The organism is Pseudomonas sp. AD21 (assembly GCF_002878485.1).
Taxonomy (GTDB): domain Bacteria; phylum Pseudomonadota; class Gammaproteobacteria; order Pseudomonadales; family Pseudomonadaceae; genus Aquipseudomonas.
In genome coordinates this window covers 58628-78765 of sequence record NZ_NQYG01000005.1, presented here as the reverse complement: position 1 = coordinate 78765, position 20138 = coordinate 58628, and the positions used below count along the sequence as shown (strand labels likewise).

At 59.2% G+C, this 20138-nt stretch carries 18 protein-coding genes; 9 read left to right on the top strand and 9 right to left on the bottom strand.

Going from position 1 to position 20138, the window contains the following annotated elements:
• Nucleotides 1-84 precede the first annotated feature (84 nt).
• The 3 genes from gshA to PseAD21_RS04655 all read right to left on the bottom strand — a co-directional run bounded on the left by gshA (nt 85) and on the right by PseAD21_RS04655 (nt 4694).
• Nucleotides 85-1668 carry a glutamate--cysteine ligase gene (gshA, locus tag PseAD21_RS04665; RefSeq protein WP_102354680.1) on the bottom strand — a complete coding sequence of 528 codons (1584 nt, stop codon included), beginning with the start codon at nt 1666-1668 and terminating at the stop codon, nt 85-87.
• A 318-nt stretch (nt 1669-1986) separates the two neighbouring features.
• Nucleotides 1987-2370, bottom strand: a complete 384-nt coding sequence (locus PseAD21_RS04660; RefSeq protein WP_102354679.1) for a PaaI family thioesterase — start codon at nt 2368-2370, stop codon at nt 1987-1989.
• Nucleotides 2370-4694 carry a Tex family protein gene (locus PseAD21_RS04655; RefSeq protein WP_102354678.1) on the bottom strand — a complete coding sequence of 775 codons (2325 nt, stop codon included), beginning with the start codon at nt 4692-4694 and terminating at the stop codon, nt 2370-2372. Before PseAD21_RS04655 ends, PseAD21_RS04660 begins: the two co-directional genes overlap by 1 nt.
• A gap of 358 nt (nt 4695-5052) precedes the next feature.
• On the opposite strand from PseAD21_RS04655, the gene ompR reads away from it, so the two are divergent.
• Nucleotides 5053-5793: a two-component system response regulator OmpR gene (gene ompR, locus PseAD21_RS04650; protein WP_102354677.1), complete on the top strand. Its 741-nt coding sequence runs from the start codon at nt 5053-5055 to the stop codon at nt 5791-5793.
• Nucleotides 5794-5904: 111 nt separating this feature from the next.
• Nucleotides 5905-7218 carry an ATP-binding protein gene (locus tag PseAD21_RS04645; protein WP_003220639.1) on the top strand — a complete coding sequence of 438 codons (1314 nt, stop codon included), beginning with the start codon at nt 5905-5907 and terminating at the stop codon, nt 7216-7218.
• 129 nt (nt 7219-7347) lie between these two features.
• Here the strand turns inward: PseAD21_RS04645 and rimK are convergent, their stop codons facing one another.
• Nucleotides 7348-8253: a 30S ribosomal protein S6--L-glutamate ligase gene (rimK, locus tag PseAD21_RS04640; protein WP_007949201.1), complete on the bottom strand. Its 906-nt coding sequence runs from the start codon at nt 8251-8253 to the stop codon at nt 7348-7350.
• Nucleotides 8250-8711 carry an ATP-dependent zinc protease gene (locus PseAD21_RS04635; RefSeq protein ID WP_178082088.1) on the bottom strand — a complete coding sequence of 154 codons (462 nt, stop codon included), beginning with the start codon at nt 8709-8711 and terminating at the stop codon, nt 8250-8252. The genes rimK and PseAD21_RS04635 overlap by 4 nt, the downstream gene beginning before the upstream one ends.
• A 235-nt stretch (nt 8712-8946) precedes the next feature.
• On the opposite strand from PseAD21_RS04635, the gene PseAD21_RS04630 reads away from it, so the two are divergent.
• Nucleotides 8947-9354: an RNA-binding S4 domain-containing protein gene (locus tag PseAD21_RS04630; RefSeq protein WP_102354675.1), complete on the top strand. Its 408-nt coding sequence runs from the start codon at nt 8947-8949 to the stop codon at nt 9352-9354.
• Nucleotides 9355-9505: 151 nt separating this feature from the next.
• On the opposite strand, the gene PseAD21_RS04625 is transcribed toward PseAD21_RS04630, so the two are convergent.
• Nucleotides 9506-10306 carry a phosphatase PAP2 family protein gene (locus PseAD21_RS04625; protein ID WP_102354674.1) on the bottom strand — a complete coding sequence of 267 codons (801 nt, stop codon included), beginning with the start codon at nt 10304-10306 and terminating at the stop codon, nt 9506-9508.
• A gap of 104 nt (nt 10307-10410) precedes the next feature.
• On the opposite strand from PseAD21_RS04625, the gene hslO reads away from it, so the two are divergent.
• Both hslO and PseAD21_RS04615 read left to right on the top strand, forming a co-directional pair.
• Nucleotides 10411-11313, top strand: coding sequence for an Hsp33 family molecular chaperone HslO (gene hslO / locus PseAD21_RS04620; RefSeq protein WP_102354673.1), 903 nt, complete (start codon nt 10411-10413; stop codon nt 11311-11313).
• A gap of 181 nt (nt 11314-11494) precedes the next feature.
• Nucleotides 11495-13036: a phosphoenolpyruvate carboxykinase gene (locus PseAD21_RS04615; RefSeq protein WP_102354672.1), complete on the top strand. Its 1542-nt coding sequence runs from the start codon at nt 11495-11497 to the stop codon at nt 13034-13036.
• A 573-nt stretch (nt 13037-13609) separates the two neighbouring features.
• On the opposite strand, the gene PseAD21_RS04610 is transcribed toward PseAD21_RS04615, so the two are convergent.
• Nucleotides 13610-14752 (bottom strand): hypothetical protein, encoded by a 1143-nt coding sequence (locus PseAD21_RS04610; protein ID WP_102354671.1) that lies wholly within the window; start codon nt 14750-14752, stop codon nt 13610-13612.
• 104 nt (nt 14753-14856) lie between these two features.
• Nucleotides 14857-15117 carry a hypothetical protein gene (locus PseAD21_RS04605; protein ID WP_102354670.1) on the bottom strand — a complete coding sequence of 87 codons (261 nt, stop codon included), beginning with the start codon at nt 15115-15117 and terminating at the stop codon, nt 14857-14859.
• Between the two features lie 302 nt (nt 15118-15419).
• Between PseAD21_RS04605 and PseAD21_RS04600 the strand changes: the two genes are divergently transcribed.
• A complete protein-coding gene (locus tag PseAD21_RS04600) occupies nt 15420-15923 on the top strand; it encodes a polysaccharide deacetylase (protein WP_102354669.1) in 504 nt (167 codons plus the stop codon).
• Nucleotides 15924-15929: 6 nt separating this feature from the next.
• On the opposite strand, the gene PseAD21_RS29955 is transcribed toward PseAD21_RS04600, so the two are convergent.
• Nucleotides 15930-16061, bottom strand: coding sequence for a hypothetical protein (locus PseAD21_RS29955; RefSeq protein ID WP_256588093.1), 132 nt, complete (start codon nt 16059-16061; stop codon nt 15930-15932).
• 247 nt (nt 16062-16308) lie between these two features.
• Here PseAD21_RS29955 and PseAD21_RS04595 point away from each other — a divergent pair, with 247 nt between their 5' ends.
• The 3 genes from PseAD21_RS04595 (at nt 16309) to PseAD21_RS04585 (ending at nt 20100) form a co-directional block, all read left to right on the top strand.
• Nucleotides 16309-18243 carry an ATP-dependent DNA helicase RecQ gene (locus PseAD21_RS04595; protein ID WP_102354668.1) on the top strand — a complete coding sequence of 645 codons (1935 nt, stop codon included), beginning with the start codon at nt 16309-16311 and terminating at the stop codon, nt 18241-18243.
• A 120-nt stretch (nt 18244-18363) separates the two neighbouring features.
• The gene (locus PseAD21_RS04590; RefSeq protein WP_102354667.1) at nt 18364-19590 is read left to right on the top strand and encodes a 3-hydroxyacyl-CoA dehydrogenase; all 1227 of its coding nucleotides are present in this window, start codon (nt 18364-18366) and stop codon (nt 19588-19590) included.
• A gap of 78 nt (nt 19591-19668) precedes the next feature.
• On the top strand, nt 19669-20100 hold the full coding sequence (locus tag PseAD21_RS04585) for a thioesterase family protein (protein ID WP_102354666.1): 432 nt from the start codon (nt 19669-19671) through the stop codon (nt 20098-20100).
• Nucleotides 20101-20138 lie beyond the last annotated feature (38 nt).

Genomic DNA, 20138 nt, shown 5'->3' with positions numbered 1-20138 from the left:
GTGGGCGTTTCGGACTTAATCGTTCGTCATTAGATCTTTGCCCCCCCCCCCCCCCGGGGGGGGGGGGGGGGGGGGGGGGGGCTCCTAGTTGCTGATCGCCAGAATACTCGCCTGATACGACCCGACAAACACGTCGAAATCCCCCACCTCGTTCTGCTCAAGCTCAGCCTGCGCCGCCAGCGACGAGTGCGCCAGTTCCTCAAACTTCGCCTGCTCATCCGCTGCCAACGGCTCGCTGCGGAAGAACTCGGCATGCGCCTGGCTCTGACGCAGGGAGAATTGCGCGAAGCTTTCCTTGTGTTCGGCCATCGCCGCGAGCACCTGCGCCGAAGGGGTCAGGGACGGGTCGCTGACCTTGGCCAGTTGCGCATCCAGCGCCTTGCTGTGCGCGTCGCCGCCATGGCTCTGATCGAGCAGGGCCGCCAGCGGAGCGATTTTTTCCAGCAGCTCGCCTGCCCACTCTTTGAGATCGACCGGCTGACCGTCGCGCTGCAATTGCAGGCCCGGACGGCGACCTTCCTTGACCACGCTGAGGAAGTTCGAGGTCGCGTTGCCACACGAAGTATTGGTCAGCAGCGGACTGTCGTTCAGCGCGCAGTACAGCAGGAACGCGTCGAGGAAGCGCGACTCGGTGAGGTCGATGCCCATCGGCAGGAACGGGTTGATGTCCAGGCAACGCACTTCGACGTACTGGATGCCACGGGCCATCAGCGCCTGAATAGGTCGCTCGCCGGTGTAGGTCACGCGTTTCGGGCGGATGTTGGAGTAGTACTCGTTTTCGATCTGCAGGATGTTGGTGTTGAGCTGCACCCACTCGCCATCCTTGTGCGTGCCGACTTCAACATACGGCGCGTATGGTGTGGCCACGGCTTTGCGCAGGCTGTCGGTGTAGCTCGACAGATCGTTGTAGCACGGCGTCAGGCCGGCCTGGGCGTTGCTCTGGTAACCGAGGTCGCTCATGCGCAGGCTGGTGGCGTACGGCAGGTACAGGGTGTCCGGATCCAGCTGTTCCAACTGGTGCGAACGGCCGCGCAGGAACCCTGCGTCCAGCGCCGGCGAGGCACCGAACAGGTACATCAGCAGCCAGCTGTAGCGGCGGAAGTTGCGGATCAGCGCAATGTAGGACGACGACTGGAAATCGCGGTCGGTGCCGACGAAACCCTCGGCTTCGCGCAGCAGCGGCCAGAGCTTTTCCGGCAGGGAAAAGTTGTAGTGGATTCCGGCGATGCACTGCATGGTCTTGCCGTACCGCAGGGCCAGGCCCTTGCGATAGACGTACTTGAGCTGACCGATGTTGGAGGTGCCGTAATAGGCGATCGGGATGTCTTCCTCGGCCGGCAACGGGCACGGCATCGATGGGCTCCACAGGTACTCGTCACCGAGCTTGCTGTAGGCAAAGCGATGAATCTTGTCCAGGCTCGCCAGGGTGTCAGCCGGGTCGGGCAGGGCGGGCGTGATGAACTCCAGCAGCGACTCGGAATAGTCAGTGGTGATCTGTTCGTTGGTCAGCGCGGAACCCAAGGCTTCGGGGTGCGGCGTTTGCGCCAGACGACCTTCGCTGGTCACGCGCAGGCATTCACGTTCGATACCGTGGAGGCACTGTTCGAGCAGAGAGAGGTTGGCGCGCTCGCCGAGCAGAGCCAGGCGGCGGTTGAGAAGTTCGCTCAATTTGGATTCCTTCACGCGTCAGTCGCCCCAATATGGGGGTGGGCAGGACGGTCTACAAGGGTGAAGTTGAAACTGGCGTTTTCGCCTGGTTTTTTGGGCTCACGAAGCCCCTTTCGAACCGCCGACTTCAATCCCTGAATCTGGCAGATGCACGCGAAGATTATGCGGTCCCTGTGGGAGCGGGCTTGCTCGCGAAGAGGGCATATCAGTCAACCTCAAGTCGCCTGATACACCGCCTTCGCCAGCAAGCCCGCTCCCACAGAAAAGCTCGACGCTATGATCACAGCGCCGAAATTAACTCAAATTGATGGCGACAAGCTACAGGACAGCGAACGTGCCTTGCGCTTTTGCGACCAGTTTGTCGCCCTGCATCACGTCGGCCTCGACTACCAGCGTGCGGCGGCCCGGGGGGATCACCCGGGCCGTGCACAGCACCTCGCCGTCGGAGACGGCGCGGATGTAGTTGATCTTGCATTCGATGGTCGCGCTCTGCTGATCGAAGCCGTGGGTGCTGGAACAGGCCAGCCCCATGGCGATATCGACCAGACTGAACAGCGCGCCACCGTGCAACTTGCCGCCACGGTTGCGCAGTTCCGGTTCCAGCACCAGGGCGACTTGCGCCACCCCGGTTTCCAGGCTGTGCAGACGGCAGCCCAACAGCTTGAAAAACGCGCTCTCGACGAGCCCGGCCGGAATCTCCATCAGCGTTTCTTCAACTGCTTGGCGTTGGCGAACAGCGAGGCCATCGCATTGTTCACCGGCGCGGCGGTTGCGGTTTCCTTGCGTGGCGCGTTGTTCGATGGCTGGCGCTGGGCCGAGCCCGGACGCGAGCCACGGGCACCGTCGATCTTCTCGCCCGGGGTGTCGCCCATACGCATCGACAGGCCGACGCGTTTGCGCGGGATGTCGACTTCCATGACCTTCACTTTCACCACGTCACCGGCCTTCACCGCCTCACGCGGATCCTTGATGAACTTTTCCGACAGCGCCGAGATGTGCACCAGACCATCCTGGTGCACGCCGATGTCGACGAATGCGCCGAACGCGGTCACGTTGGTCACCACGCCTTCAAGGATCATCCCCAGTTGCAGGTCTTTGAGATCTTCAACGCCTTCCTGGAACTCGGCGGTCTTGAACTCCGGACGCGGGTCGCGGCCCGGTTTTTCCAGTTCCTGAATGATGTCGGTCACGGTTGGCAGACCGAAGGTTTCGTCGGTGAATTTCTTCGGGTCCAGACGCTTGAGGAACCCGGCATCGCCGATCAGCGAGCGAATGTCGCGGTCAGTTTCAGCGGCGATGCGCTGCACCAGCGGATAGGCTTCCGGGTGAACGGCCGAGGAGTCCAGCGGGTTATCGCCGTTCATCACGCGCAGGAAGCCTGCAGCCTGTTCGAAGGTTTTCTCGCCCAGGCGCGCGACTTTCTTCAGCGCTGCACGGGTCTTGAACGCACCGTGTTCGTCACGGTGGGCGACGATGTTTTGTGCCAGGGTTGCGTTGAGGCCAGAGATGCGTGCCAACAGCGCCACCGACGCGGTGTTCACATCGACGCCGACGGCGTTCACGCAGTCTTCAACCACAGCATCCAGACCGCGCGCCAGTTTCAGCTGCGAGACGTCGTGCTGGTACTGACCGACACCGATGGATTTCGGATCGATCTTCACCAGTTCTGCCAGAGGATCCTGCAGGCGACGAGCGATGGACACTGCGCCACGGATCGACACGTCGAGATCCGGGAATTCCTTGGCCGCCAGTTCCGACGCCGAGTACACCGATGCGCCGGCCTCGGAAACCATGACTTTGGTCATCTTCATCGCTGGATATTTTTTGATCAGCTCGATCGCCAGTTTGTCGGTTTCGCGGCTGGCGGTGCCGTTGCCGATGGCGATCAGGTCAACCGAATGCTTGGCGCACAGGGCGGCCAGAATGGCGATGGTCTGATCCCACTTGTTGTGCGGCACGTGCGGGTAAACCGTGGCGTGATCAAGCAGTTTGCCGGTCGAGTCGACCACGGCCACCTTGCAACCGGTACGCAGGCCCGGGTCGAGGCCCAGAGTAGCGCGCGGGCCGGCCGGAGCGGCCAGCAGCAGGTCGTGCAGGTTGTGGGCGAACACGTTGATCGCTTCAGTTTCGGCGCCGTCGCGCAGCTCGCCGAGCAAGTCGGTTTCCAGGTGCGTGTAGAGCTTGACCTTCCAGGTCCAGCGCACCACTTCACCGAGCCATTTGTCGGCCGGACGGTTCTGGTTCTGGATGTTGAATTGCTGGCCGATCATGCCCTCGCACGGGTGCATGGTGCCCGGCAGCTCATCGCCGACTTTCAGTGCGGAGCTGAGGATGCCTTCGTTGCGGCCACGGAAAATGGCGAGCGCGCGGTGCGACGGCATGCTTTTCAGCGGTTCGTCGTGTTCGAAGTAGTCGCGGAACTTGGCGCCTTCCTCTTCCTTGCCAGCGATGACGCGGGCACTGAGGGTGGCTTCCTGTTTCAGGTAGTTACGCAGTTTTTCCAGCAGGCTGGCGTCTTCGGCGAAACGTTCCATGAGGATGTATTTGGCGCCTTCCAGCGCGGCCTTCACATCGGCCACGCCTTTTTCGGCATCAACGAAGCGTGCGGCTTCGGTTTCCGGGGTCAGGTTCGGGTCGTTGAACAGACCATCCGCGAGGTCGCCGAGCCCGGCTTCCAGGGCGATCTGGCCCTTGGTGCGGCGCTTCTGCTTGTACGGCAAGTACAAGTCTTCGAGGCGGGTCTTGGTGTCGGCGAGTTTGATGTCGCGCTCGAGGGCAGGGGTGAGTTTGCCTTGCTCTTCGATGCTGGCGAGGATGCTGATGCGCCGTTCGTCGAGTTCTCGCAGGTAGCGCAGACGCTCTTCCAGATGACGCAACTGGGTGTCATCGAGGCTGCCGGTGACTTCTTTCCGGTAACGGGCGATGAAGGGAACGGTAGAGCCTTCATCGAGTAGCGCGACGGCCGCTTCGACCTGTTGCGGGCGTACGCCGAGTTCCTCGGCGATGCGGCTGTTGATGCTGTCCATAAAACCACCTGACATATTGTGAAAGCAGGCTCGCAGGCACGGAAATAAAGGCCCGGAGTCTGGTTGAGCGGCTAGAAAATTGCCGCTGCCTGGGTCAAAAGGCACCCCATTGACCCGTGAAATCGAACAATTACTGCGCAGGCCTGGAAAAAATCGCGGCCACTTGCGGTAACGATTCAGACGTTGCCTGGCACAAAACGCCGCGCATTATAACCAGCGTTCTGTCATTCGGGGGCGATGCAGTCTGTAGGCATAAACCCCGGTTTTCTGGCAGTGAAGGAAAAATCTGCTAACAATGCACACGGTGCGTATAACGGCAGCTACGCCATAATGCGCGCCGAGCTAAAAGGAGCATCCAATGAGCAGCACTGCAAACAATGCTGAAGGCGAAAAAATTCTTATTGTTGACGACGATCCGGGGCTGAGCAGCCTGCTGGAGCGCTTCTTCGTCAGCAAGGGCTACCGCGCCCGTGCCGTACCGAACACCGAACAAATGGACCGTCTGCTGTCGCGTGAAGTGTTCAACCTGGTCGTTCTCGACCTGATGCTGCCGGGCGAAGACGGCCTGACCGCATGCCGTCGCCTGCGGGCCGCGAACAATCAGATTCCGATCATCATGCTCACCGCCAAGGGCGACGAGATGAGCCGCATCAAGGGCCTGGAACTGGGCGCCGATGACTATCTGGCCAAGCCGTTCAACCCGGACGAGTTGATGGCCCGGGTCAAGGCAGTACTGCGTCGTCAAGCCGCACCGGTGCCGGGTGCGCCGGGCAGCGAAGACGAAAACGTCACCTTCGGTGATTACGTGTTGTCGCTGGCGACCCGCGAACTGAAACGTGGCGACGAAGTGCACATGCTCACCACCGGTGAGTTTGCGGTACTCAAGGCTCTGGTGATGAACGCGCGTCAGCCGCTGACCCGCGACAAGCTGATGAACCTGGCCCGTGGCCGCGAGTGGGATGCCCTGGAGCGTTCCATCGACGTGCAGATTTCCCGTCTGCGCCGGATGATCGAACCCGATCCGTCCAAACCGCGCTACATCCAGACTGTCTGGGGCGTTGGCTACGTGTTTGTACCGGATGGCACCGCCACCAAGTGATCGGTGATTTGTAGGAGCGGGTCTGCAGGGTGGTTCAATGGCCATGCCCACAGACTCGCAATCCGCAATATGCGAGCATTGCTCGCTCCTGCAAGTGTGTAACGGTTATCGATGAAAACCCCCGTCTGGTTCCCCCAAAGTTTTTTCTCCCGCACCCTTTGGCTGGTGCTCATCGTCGTGCTGTTTTCCAAGGCGCTGACCCTGGTTTATCTGTTGATGAACGAGGACGTGCTGGTGGATCGCCAATACAGCCACGGCGTCGCCCTGACGCTGCGCGCTTATTGGGCCGCCGATGAAGAAAACCGCGCGAAGATTGCCGATGCCGCCACCCTGATCAGGGTGGTCGGCGCCGGTGTGCCGGAAGGCGAGCAGCACTGGCCGTACAGTGAAATCTATCAGCGGCAGATGCAGGCGGAGCTAGGCGCCGACACTGAAGTGCGCTTGCGCATGCACTCGCCACCGGCGTTGTGGGTGCGTGCGCCGAGCCTTGGCGATGGCTGGCTGAAAGTGCCGCTGTACCCGCATCCGTTGCGCGGGCAGAAAATCTGGAACGTGCTCGGCTGGTTCCTCGCCATCGGCTTGCTGTCGACCGCCTCGGCATGGATTTTCGTCAGTCAGCTCAACCAGCCGTTGAAGCGTCTGGTGTACGCCGCCCGACAACTCGGTCAGGGCCGCAGCGTGCGTCTGCCGATCAGCGACACGCCGAGCGAGATGACCGAGGTGTATCGCGCCTTCAACCAGATGGCCGAAGACGTCGAACAGGCCGGTCGCGAGCGCGAGCTGATGCTGGCGGGCGTGTCCCATGACTTGCGCACGCCACTGACCCGCTTGCGTCTGTCGCTGGAGTTGATGGGTGATCGCAATGACCTGACCGACGACATGGTGCGCGACATCGAAGACATGGACGCGATTCTCGACCAGTTCCTCGCGTTCATTCGTGACGGTCGCGACGAGTCGGTGGAAGAGGTGGACCTGAGCGATCTGGTGCGTGAGGTGGCAGCGCCTTACAACCAGAATGAAGAGAAAGTGCGCCTGCGTCTGGAGCCGATTCAGCCGTTTCCGCTGCGTCGAGTATCGATGAAGCGTTTGCTCAATAACCTGATCGGCAACGCCTTGAATCATGCCGGTAGTGGTGTTGAGGTTGCGGCCTATGTGTCGGGTGACACCAGCGCGCCGTATGTGGTGCTGAGTGTGATGGACCGTGGCGCGGGGATCGATCCGTCGGAGCTTGAGGCGATCTTCAACCCGTTCACCCGTGGCGATCGTGCGCGGGGCGGCAAGGGCACAGGTTTAGGGTTGGCGATCGTGAAGCGGATTGCTTCTATGCATGGCGGCAATGTTGAACTGCGCAACCGCTCCGGCGGCGGATTGGAAGCGCGGGTAAGGTTGCCGCTTGGGTTGATGCTTCCGCGAGATGCGGTTTAACAGCTGAAATTTTCGCTGAGGCTGATGGCCCCTTCGCGAGCAAGCCCGCTCCCACAGTTGGAATGCATTGCCCTGTGGGAGCGGGCTTGCTCGCGAAGGCGGCCTCCCTGCCGCCACATCTCTAACGGATTAACCCTTACCCTTGGTCCGGGTCATATTCGGCCCGCCATTCTTCTCAAGGTGCTCGATGATGATCCCCGCCACGTTCTTGCCGGTGGTGGTCTCGATCCCTTCCAGGCCCGGCGACGAGTTCACTTCCATTACCAGCGGCCCGTGGTTGGAACGCAGGATATCCACACCTGCCACCGCCAGGCCCATGACCTTGGCCGCACGCAAAGCCGTCATGCGTTCTTCCGGGGTGATCTTGATCAGGCTGGCGCTGCCGCCGCGATGCAGGTTGGAGCGGAACTCACCGGGTTTGGCCTGACGCTTCATTGCCGCGATCACTTTGTCGCCGACCACGAAGCAGCGGATGTCCGCACCGCCGGCCTCCTTGATGTATTCCTGGACCATGATGTTCTGCTTCAGGCCCATGAAGGCCTCGATCACCGACTCCGCCGCCGTCGCGGTTTCGCACAGCACCACACCGATGCCCTGAGTGCCTTCGAGCACCTTGATCACCAGCGGCGCGCCGTTGACCATGTCGATCAGGTCGGGAATGTCGTCCGGCGAGTGCGCAAATCCCGTCACCGGCAGGCCGATGCCGCGACGCGACAGCAGTTGCAGCGAACGCAGCTTGTCTCGCGAACGGGCGATGGCCACCGATTCGTTGAGCGGAAACACCCCCATCATTTCGAACTGGCGCAACACGGCGCAACCGTAGAACGTCACCGACGCGCCGATCCGCGGGATCACCGCATCGAAGCCTTCCAGTGGCTTGCCGCGGTAGTGGATCTGCGGCTTGTGGCTGGCGATGTTCATGTAGGCGCGCAAGGTGTCGATCACTACCATTTCATGCCCGCGTTCGGTGCCGGCTTCGACCAGACGACGGGTGGAATACAGACGCGGATTCCGCGACAGCACAGCGATCTTCATGCAACACCTGTGGAGGAGGTAGATACCGGGAACACCGGCTTGTCTTGTACATATTTGATGCCCGGATTGACGACCAGTTGGCCATCGATCAGGGCTTTGGAACCGAGCAACAGGCGATAGCGCATGGACTTGCGGCAGGCGAGGGTGAACTCGACCGCCCACACCCGATCACCGAGGGCCAGGGTGGTGCTGATCACGTAGCGCACCTGAGCCTGGCCGTTGGAGCTTTTAATGGTCTTGCGCGTGACCAGCGGTGCTTCGCAGCGCCGGTGACGCAACTGCACCACCGTGCCCAGGTGCGCGGTGAAGCGCACCCACTTCTCGCCGTTGCGTTCGAACGGCTCGATGTCGGTGGCGTGCAGGCTGGAGGTGCTGGCGCCGGTGTCGATTTTTGCCCGCAGGCCGGCGACTCCCAGATCCGGGAGCGCCACCCATTCGCGCAGACCGACAACGGTCAAATGGTCAAATGTCTTCAAAAAAGTGCTCAACCGTGACAACCGCTCAGCCCGCACGGGGCCGGATTCGCGGTATTCACGCAGAATAATGGTTAAAAGGCGACAGATATCTACGGCCCGGATCGCCGACGCCTCAAGCAGGTGTCGGGTGGTGCGCATTGTAATCCGGGATGGTGCAATTCATGGCACGACAGAAACGGTAGTACAGTTCATCAATATTTCAGAATGAGGAAATTCCATGGCACAAAAAAGCGAAGAGGACGACAAGGTCCGTCTCGACAAGTGGTTGTGGGCGGCGCGTTTTTATAAAACCCGGGCCTTGGCCAAAACCGCGATCGAGAGTGGCAAGGTGCATTGCCGAGGGGAGCGCTGCAAGCCTGGCAAAGAGCCACGCATCGGCGACGAATTCGAGATTCGCACCGGGTTTGAAGTGCGCACGGTGAAGGTTGAAGCCTTGTCGATCGTGCGTCGCGGCGCACCCGAGGCGCAGACGCTGTATACCGAGACCGAGGCCAGTGTTGCCAAGCGTGAAGCGGCTGCGGCGATGCGCAAGGCCGGGGCGTTGGGTGTTAGCACCGACGGCAAGCCGAGCAAGAAGCAGCGGCGGGATCTGTTTAAATTTCGTGGGAACAGCAACAGCGAGTAAGGCTGTTGTTTCTGCGCTGTCTATGCTGGCCTCTTCGCGAGCAAGCCCGCTCCCACAGTAGATCCGGTTCCTTCAGCAGGAAAACGGTCAATGGTGGGAGCGGGCTTGCTCGCGAATCGAGTGCGCAGGACTCATCGGGGGCAACGTGGTGTCAGGCGCTACGCACCACACTCATCCGCGAAACCACCGGCAGCTTGTCCAGCAGCGCAAAGATCGGTGCCGTCACCTTCAGCCAGAAATTGGCGGCGTGACAGGCAAACGGCGTGTAGTAACCCCAGCCCAACGCCCACACCCCCAGCAGCATGCCGCCGATGTAATCGTCCTGACCCCAATGCGCGCCGGCCACCAGACGCGGCAGCATGAACAACAGCGCCAGGCCCCAGACAGTGAGGAACTGGCCGACTGTGCGGCTGAACACACCCATGAACAGCGCCCAGATCAGCAGCACCGAAGCATGGTCACCGGGGAAGCTCTGGCTCGAGCGATCCTTCAGCTCCCAGGCTTTTTCCAGCTGTGGAAAGTAGTCACTGAGGTGCACTGCGCCTTCAAGTACCATCGACGGGCTGCTGTGCTGCCAGTCCATGTGGTCGGCGAATTTGGAAAACAGTGCGCGGATGATCACCATCAGCAGCAGAATCGAGAAAAAACCGAAGAACGCGCGGCGTACGTCAATTGCCTTGAACACCCAGTCGCCCTTGATCAGCAGCGTCAGCAGGATCAGCCCGACGACGATGTCGAACGGACGCAGACTTGCAATTGCCCAGATGTGGAGCCATATGGGGTTGCTGGCCAGTGGTGCATTGAGTGAGCGGAACAGCCACTCGTCGAAAATCACACACAGCATCTGACCCGTAGGCCATAACCAGAAAGCCAGTAGCGCCAATGGCACTACGTTACACAGAACCAGCCGGCCGAGGTTCCACCTTGATTGGAACAAACCCGGATTGTTCATAAAATGCCTCCCGTGGCTGAACATTTCGCACCAAATGGGTGCGAAGAAGCGCGGGATTTTCATCTTTCGTAACCATTTTGTCATCAATTCAGATACCCAGACCTATGACCGATCTCCCGGATACCGACTACACCCAACGCTTCATCTTCGATGACAGCGACACTCGCGGCGAACTGGTTGCGCTGGAACGCAGCTACGCCGAAGTCCTCGCCAAGCACCCGTACCCGGAGCCGGTCGCGCAATTGCTGGGCGAACTGATGGCGGCCGCCTCGTTGCTGGTGGGCACCCTGAAATTCGACGGCTTGCTGATTTTGCAGGCGCGCTCCGAAGGGCCGATTCCGCTGTTGATGATCGAGTGCTCCAGTGAGCGCGAGATCCGTGGTCTGGCGCGTTATAACGCCGAGCAGATCGCCGCAGATGCCACCCTTGCCGACCTGATGCCGGGCGGTGATCTGACCCTGACTGTCGACCCGACGATCGGCCAGCGTTATCAGGGCATCGTCGACCTTGATGGCGAAACCTTGTCGGAATGCTTCACCAATTATTTCGTCATGTCGCAACAGGTCGGCACGCGCTTCAAACTGTTCGCCGACGGTCGTCGTGCTCGTGGAATGCTGCTGCAACAACTGCCGGCCGACCGTCTGAAAGACGAAGAAGAGCGCGCCGACAGCTGGCAGCACATTACCGCGCTGGCCAGCACCCTGACCGCTGATGAACTGTTGAGCCTGGACAACGAAACCGTCCTGCATCGCCTCTACCATGAAGAGCAAGTGCGCCTGTTTGATGTGCAGAACCTGCGCTTCCGTTGCAGCTGTTCGCGGGAACGCTCGGGCAATGCGCTGGTCAGTCTGGGTCTGGAAGATGCACAGGCGCTGGTGGTCGAACGCGGTGGCGAAGTCGAGATCGATTGCCAGTTCTGCAACCAGCGATACCTGTTCGATGCAGCCGATATTGCTCAATTGTTCGCTGGCGCGGGCGTCGACACGCCGTCAGATACCCGGCACTAAAACGGTTCAGCGCAGGTAAATTCACTGCGTAACGACGGAATTTCGCCGTTACGACGGGAGGACCCTACTCTTTTTGGGCTTTTCTGGCATAATCCGGCCCACTTTTTTCGCGGTAGTAGTGCACGACTTTCTACTACAAAACGTTTGGAGCACACTCGGCCACTGGCCGACGGGGAACCTCATGACGCAAGCCAATAACGCCGTGTACACCGATCTGAGTGTTGATGATCTGGTAAAAGAAGCCCTGAACCGCGGTGAGGGCGAGCTTGCCGATACCGGCGCTCTGGTTGTTCGCACTGGTCACCGCACCGGTCGTTCGCCTGTTGACCGTTTCATCGTTGAAGAGCCTTCCACCCAGGCCGCTATCGCCTGGGGCCCGATCAACCGCAAGTTCCCGGCCGAAAAGTTCGACGCGCTGTGGGCTCGTGTCGAGGCGTTCAACAACGCGCAAGAGCACTTTGTTTCCCACGTGCATGTAGGTGCGGCTGAAGATCACTACCTGGCCGTGAAAATGACCACCCAGACTGCCTGGCAGAACCTGTTCGGTCGTTGCCTGTTTATCAACCCGGCCCAGTACAACCCGGCTGGCCGTGAAGAGTGGCAAGTACTCAACGTTGCCAACTTCGAGTGCGTGCCTGAGCGTGACGGCACCAACTCCGACGGTTGCGTGATCCTCAACTTCGCCCAGAAGAAAGTGCTGATCGCCGGCATGCGTTACGCCGGTGAAATGAAGAAAGCCATGTTCTCCGTGCAGAACTTCCTGCTGCCGGCCGCTGACGTGCTGCCTATGCACTGCGCTGCCAACATCGGCGAAGAAGGCGACGTGACCCTGTTCTTCGGTCTGTCGGGCACCGGTAAAACCACCCTGTCGGCCGATGAAAGCCGTTACCTGATCGGTGACGACGAACACGGCTGGGGCGAAGGCGTGGTGTTCAACATCGAAGGCGGTTGCTATGCCAAGTGCATCGACCTGTCCGAGAAGAACGAGCCGGTCATCTGGAAAGCCATCAAGCACGGCGCAGTCCTGGAAAACGTGGTCATCGACGACGCCAAGCACGCCGACTACGCCGATGTCAGCTTGACCCAGAACAGCCGCGCTGCCTACCCGCTGGAGCACGTTGCCAAGCGTTCCGAGAAGAACCTGGGTGGCGAGCCAAACGCTGTGATCTTCCTGACTTGCGACCTGACCGGCGTACTGCCGCCAGTGTCGATCCTCAACGAAGAACAAGCGGCCTACCACTTCCTGTCCGGCTACACCGCGCTGGTGGGCTCGACTGAAATGGGTTCGGGCAGCGGCATCAAGTCGACCTTCTCCACCTGCTTCGGCGCACCGTTTTTCCCGCGCCCGGCCGGCGAATACGCCGAGCTGCTGATCAAGCGCATCCGAGGCTTCGGCTCCAAGGTCTATTTGGTCAACACCGGCTGGACCGGCGGTGGCTACGGCGTCGGCAAACGCTTCAACATCCCGACCACCCGCGCAGTGATCGCAGCGATCCAGAGCGGCGCGCTGATCGGTGCCGCCACCGAGCACCTGGACACCATCAACCTCGACGTGCCACTGGCCGTACCGGGCGTTGAAACCAACCTGCTCAACCCACGCAACACTTGGGCTGACAAGGCTGCATACGACGAGGCTGCCAAGGCATTGGCCGGTCTGTTCATCGAGAACTTCAAAAAGTTCGAAGTGAGCGACGCGATCAAGGCTGCGGGTCCGAAGTTGTAAGATCGGTTTGTAGCGCATGAAAAAGCCGCCTCTTGGGGCGGCTTTTTTGTGGGGGCTGGTTTAGCTGTCGTTATCGGCTTAACTGCCATTATTCCCGCAGAATTTGGGGTAAACGGCCAGAATAGTGCCACTTAAGAGCCAGACGCTTCCAGAATCTACTTCGTCTTTATGGCCATTGCCGTTTGGTATGCACCACTCGCAAAATCTCTACAAAATCTTTGTCAATTTTATAGATCCTCAATTGCTTCTAAGTGAAGCCACCGCATCGTGACCAAGCGACAGGAGGCGACTGTGTCCGGGTTGGTCAACCGGTGAGGATCGTGCACATACCCGGCACACCCGAAGGTGTCCCAAACACAGTCACCATAAACTGCAGGCAATTGAGTGCCCGCAGCATACAGCGCATGCGTATACAAGATCTAATCGGGTGACCAAGCCCGAGCCGCTGATTTGGCAGCGACAGTCACGACTATAGGTTCACACCCTCAAGCCTCGATAGGCGACAAAGATTCTGATCCTGTAGGAACCGGACGAAGATTTTGCAGGACGTCGCTATCGTTCGATCAACACTTTTCAACGTAAATGCGCATACGCCGAAATATCCAGCACACTGGTCGCCAGCCCGGTTGCTGGCGTGTAAATTGCGCCTTTGACGGTCGAGAACGGAACGCCTTTGCTGCCCAGCGAAACGTAGCGCTCACCCTTGTCCAGTTCGGTGAAGTAGGTGTAGGAAAGGTTGTGCATCAGTTTGTATTTCGCTTCGTCGCGAACGACGTTGGCGGTGAGCGTTTTCAGGTCGGCGTCGCTGAGGTTAAGCGTTTTCGTCAGAGATACGCCCCAACGCTTGAGACATGTTTCGGCGAAATGCCGGACGATACGGCCAGGATCGACGAGCGCCTTCAAATCGCTGCTGTTGGTCGGCACGCCGCCACCGGCGGTGGCGTTGCCGGCCAGGGTGGCGTGGCGGCCGGCCATCGGATAGACAGAGGTTTTGGTCCCCGTGGCGGTTTGCGGGATCACGCAGCTGAAGCCTTTGGAGCGCTCGTCGCGGGCGTAGAAAGCGACGTATTCCTTGACGTTGGTGGCCAGTTTGACCCGCTCATCTTGAAAATTGCTGATTCCGGGGACTGGATCAATTGCAAAAATGTTCACCGGGATATTTTTCAGTGCGCTGTCCTTGAACATTGCATTGGCCAACATATGGCAACTAATACCGCCGCGGCTCCAGCCGACCAGATTAACTTTGGTCGGGATGACGTTGTCTTTACGAAAGGTCTTTATGATTTGTTCCTGTAATTTTTGCTGGGTAACACTACGATCGCCGTAGTTGTATTTACGCCAGAACCAGGAGCCTTCAACCTTTACATCTTCAATAGGAATACCGGCAGCCTTCAGGCGGTTGTATTCCGCTTCGGTCAGTTGCTGGCGCTGCCAGTCGCATTTGCCTTTGATGATGTTCATGGCGTGCTGGACGTTTTCTTCCCAACCCTTGCCAAACAAGGTGCCGCTCAAATCGTATTCCTTGGTTTCGGTAAACAGGTCATCGGCTTGCAGGTTGCCACTGCCGGGGCCGTCGACCACGATCCACTCCGCGAACTCGCGGCCGGTATGATGCGAGGCCAAGGTCGAAACGATTTCACCGTCCCAGAAGTTTGCATGGTTAGTATCAAATTTGTTGGAGCCAGTGCCACAAAAAAAGATGGTTAAAACTGTCATGGTGTTGCCCTTGGTTGATGTAAGAGCAACAACTTAGTGTTGATAAGATGAATAAATAAAGCGATGTGTTGTTTCCGGGTTTGTAGTGTTGAAGTTGGTTTTGCTCAGGAAGGCGTTTGCTTGGCAACTTCAAGCAGGTCGCAGCCATCCTTAATCAATAAATAAAGTGCGTTGACGATGTTCGGTATATCTTTTACGTCAGATTGTTTGAAACACAAACAATAGAGCGTTTCCAGCAAATCGCTGGCGGCGCGCAGACGCTGGTCGGCAGCATCGAGCAGGTCGCTGTGGCTGGCGTGAGTGTCGATGACCAATACAGGGTTTTCGCTGTAGCAAGTCTTGAGCGGGCGATAGCGGATGATCATGGTGAGGCGGGTCCTTTGCAAAGACGCTCGTTCGGGCCGATAGGGTATTTCAGCCGCGCCGGCCACTATAGAAGGGCGTTACGCAGCCGAACAAGACCGCCGAAGTGGATAGAGTTCGTAGGGGGTTTTCCGTGGTACGGGCATTTGCCCTACGCGTATTCATGGGTTTTTTCAGGCAAAACCCCTAGGTGAAAAATTTCCTACGGGTTTGTCAGGCGCTTCGCAGTAAACCTCTGTATGGTGCGCGCCAGAATCTGTAGGGCGTTTCCAAACGTCCGATACGCGCTTAAAGGGAATTGAGTATGCAGTGGCTACGAATGGCCTTGATTTTGTTGCTGTGGGTCAGTGGTTGTCGGTTGGTTATCGCCTCCGAGGGTGTAAATGCGCTGGTACGTGCCGATCTGGACCGAACCGGTTGGCCCGATGCCCTTACCAGCCAGGCGAGTATCGACACCGCGTCTCGTGCTGAAGTACTGATGTTCGGCAAGGTTCTTCTGGCCAGTGAGGCCCTGGACGAATCGAAGCTGAAGCAACGGCTTGGCGTTGCACAATTGCAGCTCAAGTCGATCAGACAAGTGCGCAATGGCTTGTGGGATCGTCTTCTCAACACCTATCGGCAGGCCAGTGTGAGTTGCGATGAGCAAATGTTTTGTCCACGGGTTCGCAGTGTTGTCGAGTTGCGTCAGTTGGCAGCGGCGTTCACCGGTGACGTCAGCCCTGCCCATGCACTGTGGGCGGCCAGGAGTCAGAGCGTGCATGCGCGGGAACTTGACGAGCAATTGCGAGTGGCGGTGTTGGTGCCCTGAGTGGGGCTATGCACTCGGGCCTGGATGCGCTGGCGCGAGGGTCGCGAGCAGTGGCAGGTCATCGGGAATCTGCATGCAGCCGCCCAGCACCAGGGCGCTGATAAGAAGGGCTACGGTTAACTTCAATGTGTGCGGCATGTTGATTCCTTGGTGAGATCCCGCGCGCACCAGCCGTCCTGGCGTGATGCGGTTAACGCAGGGAAAGGAGGCACGTTAGCGTCCTGCCGGCGTACTCGGCGATAAACAAATCGTGTCGGTTGTTTGCTCTGATTGCAGAGCGATCGGGCTGTATCATCCCGTATTGAATTGACCCCGGCCTTTTCTCGACTCGCTGCGATCGCCCGCTAGGCTGTTGGCATCACAGCGGTCAACGGAGTGACAGCGCATGCACAACACCCTGGAACAGGTTTTCGGTTATCCACAGTTTCGACCTGGGCAGGAGGCGGCGATCAGCGCTGTGCTGGCCGGGCGCTCGGCAGCGGCGATTTTTCCCACCGGTTCCGGCAAGTCGCTTTGCTATCAGGTGCCGGCGCTGTTGCTGCCGCATCTGACCCTGGTGGTCTCGCCGTTACTGGCGCTGATGCAGGACCAACTGACGTTCCTCAAACGTCACGGTATCAGTGCCGGCAGCATCGATTCGGCACAAAGCCGGGATGACGCCAATGATGTGATGGCTCGCGCCCGTTCGGGTGAATTGAAGATTCTGATGATCTCGGTGGAGCGCCTGAAGAACGAGCGCTTCCGCAACTTTTTGCAGCAGGTGCCGATCTCGCTGCTGGTGGTCGACGAGGCGCATTGCATCTCGGAGTGGGGCCACAACTTCCGCCCCGACTATCTGAAACTGCCGGACTACCAGCGCCAGTTCAATATCCCGCAAACCCTGCTGCTGACGGCCACGGCGACGCCGAAAGTGATTGCCGACATGCAGGCCAAATTTGCCATCGCTGAAGCCGATGTGGTGACCACCGGTTTCTACCGGCCCAACCTCAATCTGCTGGTGGAACCGGTGCGCGGTCAGGACAAGCGCCGACGCCTGGTGCAATGGATGAGTGAGCGCGCGGGGCAGCCGAGCATCGTCTACGTCACCTTGCAAAAAACCGCCGAGCACATCGCCGAGCATCTTGGGCGCAACGGCATTCAAGCCGAGGCGTATCACGCCGGATTACCGCACGATCAACGCGAGGGCATACAGAAGCGCTTCATGGCCGGGCAATCCAATTGCATCGTCGCAACCATTGCTTTCGGCATGGGCATCGACAAGAGCGACATCCGCAACGTGGTGCATTTCGACCTGCCCAAATCCATCGAAAACTACAGTCAGGAAATCGGTCGTGCCGGCCGTGACGGACAGCCCTCGGACTGTCTGGTACTGGCCAATCGTGACAGCCTCAACGTGCTGGAAAACTTCGTTTACGGCGACACCCCGGAGCGCGAAGGGATTCGTGGTGTGCTGGAGGAAATGCAGGCTGCTGCGCCAGAAGGACAGTGGGAGTTTCTGCTCGGGCCGCTGGCCGATCAAAGCAACATTCGCTCGTTGCCGCTCAAGACACTGCTGGTGCAACTGGAGCTGCGAGGCCTGATCGCGCCGCGCTATGCGTATTACGCCGAGTACCGTTTCAAATACCTGCTGGAACCGGATGCGTTGCTTGAGCGTTTCGAAGGTGAGCGCAGGAATTTTGTCGCGGCGATCATCCAGACCTCCAGCCGCGCACGCACCTGGGCCACGGTGAATTTCGAAGCGATGTACACGCAGTATTCGGCTGAGCGCAATCGGGTGGTGACGGCGCTGGATTACTTTCAGGAGAAAGGCTGGGTCGAGCTTGAGAGCAAGCAGATGACCGAGGTCTACAACGTGCTGCACAGTGACTTCGACAGCGCGGTGTTGAGCGCTGAGTTACACGAGTATTTCACGGGGCATGAGCAGACTGAAATCGCCCGGATTCACGCGATGCTCGAGCTGTTTGCCACCGAGCGCTGCCTGGGTTATCGCCTGGCCGAGTACTTCGGCGACCACAACGCGCCCGAGCAGTGCGGGCACTGTTCGGTGTGTCATGGGGAGATTGCGCGTCTGCCGCCTCCACCGGAATTGCCGGCGCTTGTGGATAAGAATTTCGCATCGCTGTGCGGTGATTTTATCCACAGACACGAACAGCACACTGGTAGTGCGCCGACGGCAGAGCGGCTGACGCGGTTTCTGTGCGGGATCAGTGTGCCGCTGTTCACCAGGCTCAAGGCGCGGACGATTTCCGGGTATGCGGCGTTGGAAGAGTATCCGTACGCCGAAGTCCGCAGCTGGGCTGACAGTCATTTGCCCGGATGAACGCTGACCCTCGGCCTGCATCCATGCGCTGAATGTCGCTCATCACGGTAATAAACTTCAAAAACACCCGGTGCATGACTATGGTGAAGGCTGTCTTCGGATCGCCAACAAGAGAACAACATGAGCCAGACATCCTTCGATATTCAGCAAGCTGCCGTGATTGGCGCGGGCACCATGGGCCGTGGCATTGTCATGTGCCTGGCCAATGCCGGCATCGCTGTGCAGTGGGTTGATAACAATCCGCAGATGCTTGAGCAGGCGCTGGGCACGGTAGCGGACACTTATGCACACAACGTGCGGCAGGGCCGGATCGATCAGGTCGAAGCGGATGCACGTATTGCACGGATCAGCACGGCGGCCGATTACGCGGCGATCCGTAATGTCGATCTGGTGATCGAAGCGGTGTACGAAAACCTTGAGCTCAAGCAGAAGATCTTTCGCGAACTGGATGGCCTGCTCAAACCTGAAGCATTGTTGGCGAGTAATACGTCGGCGCTGGATATCGATGCGATTGCCGCGGCTACCCGGCGTCCAGCGCAAGTGCTGGGCCTGCACTTCTTCAGCCCGGCGCACATCATGAAACTGCTGGAAATCGTCCGCGGTGCGCAGACTTCACCGGCGGTTTTGGAGGCTGCGCTGACACTGGGCAAACGCATGGGCAAAGTCAGTGTGGTGTCGGGCAACTGCCATGGTTTTATCGGCAATCGCATGCTGCATCCGTATGTGCTGGAGGCACGCAAGATGCTGCTCGAAGGCGCTTATCCGCAGCAGGTGGACGCGGCGTTGCAGGGGTTTGGTTTTGCCATGGGGCCGTTTCGCATGTACGACGTGGTCGGTATCGATCTCGAATGGCGTGCCCGTGAGCTGGTCGGCATCGGTCAGGACGCGCCTGAGGTTCAAGTGGATAACCGATTGTGCGAGCTGGGCCGATTTGGCCAGAAGTCCGGTAACGGTTATTACCATTACGAACCGGGCAGCCGTCAGGCTGAGCATGACCCTGAGGTCGATGCGCTGGTGTTGCGGGTCAGTGAGGAGTTGGGCTTCCAGCGTCGTGAGATCGGTCCGGAGGAAATTCTCGAGCGTTGCCTGTTGGCGCTGGTCAACGAGGGCGCAAAGATTCTGCAGGAAGATATTGCCGAGTCGGCGCATGACATTGATCTGGTGTATCTGAACGGTTATGGCTTCCCGGCAGACAAAGGCGGGCCAATGGCGTGGGCAGATCAACAGGGGCTGGCGGATATTCATCAGCGCTTGCTGGCGCTGGAGACGCGGCAGGGCGATCAGTGGAAACCTGCGCGGTTGATTGACGAGCTGGCGGTGCAAGGGAAGGGGTTTGCCGATCGTTAAGATCCGGCGGCGTTCCGACGAAGACCACGCCGCGGATTTAGCCTTAGACTGCTCACAAAACTTCATGGATCAATGCCGATGTCCAACCCGATGCCCCAACGCACCGACTACCCGCACTTCCAGCCCATCACCACGCGCTGGCACGACAACGATGCCTACGGGCATGTGAATAACGTCACCTATTACAGCTTCTTCGACACAGCGGTGAATACCTACCTGATCCAGGTCGGTGGTCTGGATATTCATGACGGTGAGGTGGTGGGGTTCGTGGTCAGTTCGGCCTGTGACTATTTTGCCTCGATTGCTTTTCCGGACCTGATCGAGATTGGTCTGCGGGTCGGCAAGCTGGGCAACAGTTCGGTGCAATACGAGCTGGCGGTGTTCAAGGTCGGTGAAAGCGAGGCGTGTGCAGCGGGACGTTTTGTCCATGTGTTCGTGGATCGAACGTCCAATCAACCGGTACCGATTCCAGGTAGATTGCGTGATGCGTTGGGACGCCTGGTGGTTTGAATCCGGGCAAAAAAAATCGCAGCCCCAGGGCTGCGATT

Coding starts and splice junctions, on each gene's coding strand:
- PseAD21_RS04625 (WP_102354674.1), bottom strand. CDS start 10,306: ATGAACAATCCGGGTTTGTTCCAATCAAGGTGGAACCTCGGCCGGCTG.
- PseAD21_RS04585 (WP_102354666.1), top strand. CDS start 19,669: ATGTCCAACCCGATGCCCCAACGCACCGACTACCCGCACTTCCAGCCC.
- PseAD21_RS04595 (WP_102354668.1), top strand. CDS start 16,309: ATGCACAACACCCTGGAACAGGTTTTCGGTTATCCACAGTTTCGACCT.
- PseAD21_RS04660 (WP_102354679.1), bottom strand. CDS start 2,370: ATGGAGATTCCGGCCGGGCTCGTCGAGAGCGCGTTTTTCAAGCTGTTG.
- PseAD21_RS04655 (WP_102354678.1), bottom strand. CDS start 4,694: ATGGACAGCATCAACAGCCGCATCGCCGAGGAACTCGGCGTACGCCCG.
- PseAD21_RS04610 (WP_102354671.1), bottom strand. CDS start 14,752: ATGACAGTTTTAACCATCTTTTTTTGTGGCACTGGCTCCAACAAATTT.
- hslO (WP_102354673.1), top strand. CDS start 10,411: ATGACCGATCTCCCGGATACCGACTACACCCAACGCTTCATCTTCGAT.
- PseAD21_RS04615 (WP_102354672.1), top strand. CDS start 11,495: ATGACGCAAGCCAATAACGCCGTGTACACCGATCTGAGTGTTGATGAT.
- PseAD21_RS04590 (WP_102354667.1), top strand. CDS start 18,364: ATGAGCCAGACATCCTTCGATATTCAGCAAGCTGCCGTGATTGGCGCG.
- PseAD21_RS04645 (WP_003220639.1), top strand. CDS start 5,905: ATGAAAACCCCCGTCTGGTTCCCCCAAAGTTTTTTCTCCCGCACCCTT.
- ompR (WP_102354677.1), top strand. CDS start 5,053: ATGAGCAGCACTGCAAACAATGCTGAAGGCGAAAAAATTCTTATTGTT.
- rimK (WP_007949201.1), bottom strand. CDS start 8,253: ATGAAGATCGCTGTGCTGTCGCGGAATCCGCGTCTGTATTCCACCCGT.
- PseAD21_RS04600 (WP_102354669.1), top strand. CDS start 15,420: ATGCAGTGGCTACGAATGGCCTTGATTTTGTTGCTGTGGGTCAGTGGT.
- PseAD21_RS04605 (WP_102354670.1), bottom strand. CDS start 15,117: ATGATCATCCGCTATCGCCCGCTCAAGACTTGCTACAGCGAAAACCCT.
- PseAD21_RS29955 (WP_256588093.1), bottom strand. CDS start 16,061: ATGCCGCACACATTGAAGTTAACCGTAGCCCTTCTTATCAGCGCCCTG.
- PseAD21_RS04630 (WP_102354675.1), top strand. CDS start 8,947: ATGGCACAAAAAAGCGAAGAGGACGACAAGGTCCGTCTCGACAAGTGG.